Annotated in this window: 4 protein-coding genes; all 4 read right to left on the bottom strand. The window is 66.4% G+C overall.

Annotated elements, in window-relative coordinates; all coding sequences use genetic code 11:
- Positions 1 to 108 (bottom strand): redoxin domain-containing protein (locus tag JMF90_RS31145; RefSeq protein ID WP_201325878.1); only part of this gene is annotated, 108 nt, incomplete at its 3' end.
- A gap of 109 nt (positions 109 to 217) precedes the next feature.
- Positions 218 to 1114 (bottom strand): polysaccharide deacetylase family protein, encoded by an 897-nt coding sequence (locus tag JMF90_RS31140; RefSeq protein WP_011549653.1) that lies wholly within the window; start codon positions 1112 to 1114, stop codon positions 218 to 220.
- A gap of 13 nt (positions 1115 to 1127) precedes the next feature.
- Positions 1128 to 2183, bottom strand: a complete 1056-nt coding sequence (locus JMF90_RS31135) for a bifunctional UDP-4-keto-pentose/UDP-xylose synthase (protein WP_006478632.1) — start codon at positions 2181 to 2183, stop codon at positions 1128 to 1130.
- Positions 2180 to 3044, bottom strand: an 865-nt coding sequence (locus tag JMF90_RS31130; RefSeq protein WP_201325877.1) for a formyltransferase, incomplete at its 5' end; no start/stop codon positions are given. The genes JMF90_RS31135 and JMF90_RS31130, both read right to left, overlap by 4 nt.

The raw sequence follows: 3044 nt of genomic DNA, 5'->3' as shown, positions 1-3044 counted from the left end.
ATAGAAGTACAGCACGAGCTTCTTGCCCTTCAGGTCGGACAGCGAAACGTCGCCGCCCGTGGCCGGTGCGGTGAAATCGGGAACTTGACGGTCAACTTCGACAGACACGTGTTTCTCCTGTTGTTATGGAAGGGCGCCGCCGCGGCGGCGCGGTTCGGCGGGGCGTCGCGGCAGCGCGCCGCAAGGGCGGAGCGGCGACGCCGGCTCGCGCGCGAACTCAGTCGGGCTGGACGATCAGTTCGCCGGAGCGGCCGGGGATTTCGCCCCACGTGACAGGGTACGATGGCAGCGAGTCGCGGTCCAGCGTCGCGTGGTAGTCGCCCATCGTCGCGAACGTGTGGCCTTGCGCGCGCCAGCCGGCGAGCAGTTGCTCGAACACGGGCGCGAGCTTCTGGCCTTCCAGCTCCGCATGCAGCGTGAACACCTGGTCGTGCGGATTGGTTGCGGTGAACGCGAGGATGTGCGCGGCGACGTTGTGCGTGTCGACGCCGTCGATGCCGAGTACTTCGTCGAGCGTCGGCAGCGTGGTCGGCATTTGCACATGCGACAGCGTGCGGCCGCCGACGACGGGCAGGTACGGCGAGTGGCCGCGGCCGTCGGATGCGTAGCGCATCCCCCACGCGTCGATCTGCTCGAACGCGGCATCGTTCATCTGCCAGCCGGCCGCGCCGTGCGTGACGGGCGGCGCGCCGAAGATCTCGATGAAGCGCGCGTGACTCTTCTGCATTTCACGCGCGGTCCAGTCGCGGTCGCGTACGCGCACGTTGTCTTGCCAATACACGTGATCCCACGTGTGGATCCCGCATTCGAAGCCGGCCTCGTGAATCGCGCGCATGTCGGCGATCGCGCGGCGGCCGATGTCGGGACCGGGCAGCAGCACGCCGTACATCAGCTGCTTCACGCCGTAGTGTTCGACCACCGACGTGCGCGACACCTTCTTCAGGAAGCCCGGGCGGAACACGCGCCGCAGTGCCCAGCCGGTGTGATCCGGGCCGAGGCTGAAGAGGAAGGTCGCGCGCGCATTGAAGCGATCGAAGATGCGCGCGAGGTTCGGCACGCCTTCGCGCGTGCCGCGCAGCGTGTCGACGTCGATCTTGAGGACGATACGAGCCAAGCGAACGTCCCGGTCAGCCTTGCTGTTCGACGAGCGCGCGCGCGTCGGCGACGTGGCCGCGATACGCTTCGAAGATGTTGCGCAGCGCGTCGTCGAACGTCGCCTGCGGCGCCCAGCCGAGCTCCTGCATCGTATTGTCGATCTTCGGCACGCGGTTCTGCACGTCCTGGTAGCCGTTGCCGTAGTAGGCGCCGGACGTCGTTTCGACGAGCTTCACCTGCTTGGCCGAATCGGCGTACTCGGGGAATTCTGCGGCCAGTTCGAGCATCTTGTGCGCAAGCTCGCGAACCGAGAAGTTGTTCTTCGGATTCCCGATGTTGTAGATCTTGCCCGACGCGACGCCGCCCTTGTTCTCGATGATCTTCATCAGCGCGCTGATGCCGTCGCCGATATCGGTGAACGCGCGCTTCTGCGAACCGCCGTCGACGAGGCTGATGTTCTCGCCGCGCACGATGTGGCCGAGGAACTGCGTGACCACGCGCGAGCTGCCTTCCTTCGGCGTGTAGATCGAGTCGAGGCCCGGGCCGATCCAGTTGAACGGACGGAACAGCGTGAAGTTCAGGCCTTCCATCCCGTAACCCCAGATCACGCGGTCCATCAGCTGCTTCGAGCACGCGTAGATCCAGCGCGGCTTGTTGATCGGGCCGTAGGTGAGCGCCGACGCGTCCGGGTCGAACTGCTCGTCCGAGCACATGCCGTAGACCTCGGAGGTCGACGGGAACACCAGGTGCTTGCCGTACTTGACGGCCGAGCGCACGATCGGCAGGTTTGCCTCGAAGTCGAGCTCGAACACGCGCAGCGGCTGCTGGACGTAGGTGGCCGGCGTAGCGATCGCGACGAGCGGCAGGATCACGTCGCACTTCTTCACGTGATACTCGACCCACTCCTTGTTGATCGTGATGTCGCCTTCGAAGAAATGCATCCGCTCGTGGTTGACGAGGTCGCCCAGCCGGTCGGTCTGCATGTCCATGCCGAACACTTCCCAATCGGTGGTTTCAAGAATGCGTTTCGACAGGTGATGGCCGATGAAGCCGTTCACACCCAGGATCAGGACTTTTTTTGCTTTCATGAATGACGGGAAGAATGAATGAACTGCGCGAATTCCGCGGGCGTCACGACGGTTTCGCTGCCGTCGCGCTGCTGCCGGAGTTCGAGAATGGATAGGGCGCGGCTGTCGCCGCAGACGCCGAATAGCGCATTATCGCTTACGTGCAGGCCGGGCGGCAAATCCGCCGCGGCGGCCGCTGCCGCGCTGCCGGGCGCCGCGAGGCGCGCCCGCGCGATCACGAAGCGCGCGCCGTCGACGTCCGTGAATGCGCCCGGATACGGGGGCGCGACCGCGCGCACCAGGTTGTAGACCTGCGCGGCCGGCTTCGACCAGTCGACGCGGCCGTCCTCGGGCTTGCGCCCGCCGTAGTAGCTGCCGGTCGCGAGATCGTTCGGCAGGTGCGGCGCCTCGCCCGCGAGCAGCGCGGGCAGCACGCGCCACAGCGTCTGCTCGGCAGCCACCGTGACTTTGTCGAACACCTGCGCAGCCGTGTCGTCCGGCAGGATCGGCACCGCGGTCTGGGCGATGATCGCGCCCGCGTCGGGCTTGGCGGCCATCTCGTGCAGCGTCGCGCCGGTCTCGGTCTCGCCGTTCAGCACGGCCCAGTTGGTCGGTACCCGACCCCGGTATTTCGGCAGCAGCGAACCGTGCATGTTGTACGCGCCGCGCGGCGCGATCGCGAGCAGGTCCACCGGCAGCATGTGGCGGTAGTAGAACGAGAAGATGAAATCGGGCTGCGCGTCGGACACCGCGCGGCGCAGCGCCGGATCGGCGGGATCGGCCGGCGTGAGCACCGAAATGCCGTGCTCGGCCGCGACGGATGCGACGCTGCCGAACCAGATGTTCTCGTTCGGATTGTCCTCGTGCGTGACGACCAGCGCG

The organism is Burkholderia sp. E168m23, from assembly GCF_016586125.1.
In the GTDB taxonomy this organism is placed as follows: Bacteria; Pseudomonadota; Gammaproteobacteria; order Burkholderiales; family Burkholderiaceae; genus Burkholderia; species Burkholderia orbicola.
The sequence above is the reverse complement of the archived record's forward strand: the minus strand, read 5'-3'. Positions and strand labels throughout refer to the sequence as shown.

Excerpts from the sequence above, each read along its gene's own strand:
- JMF90_RS31135 (WP_006478632.1), bottom strand. The coding sequence starts at position 2,183 with ATGAAAGCAAAAAAAGTCCTGATCCTGGGTGTGAACGGCTTCATCGGC.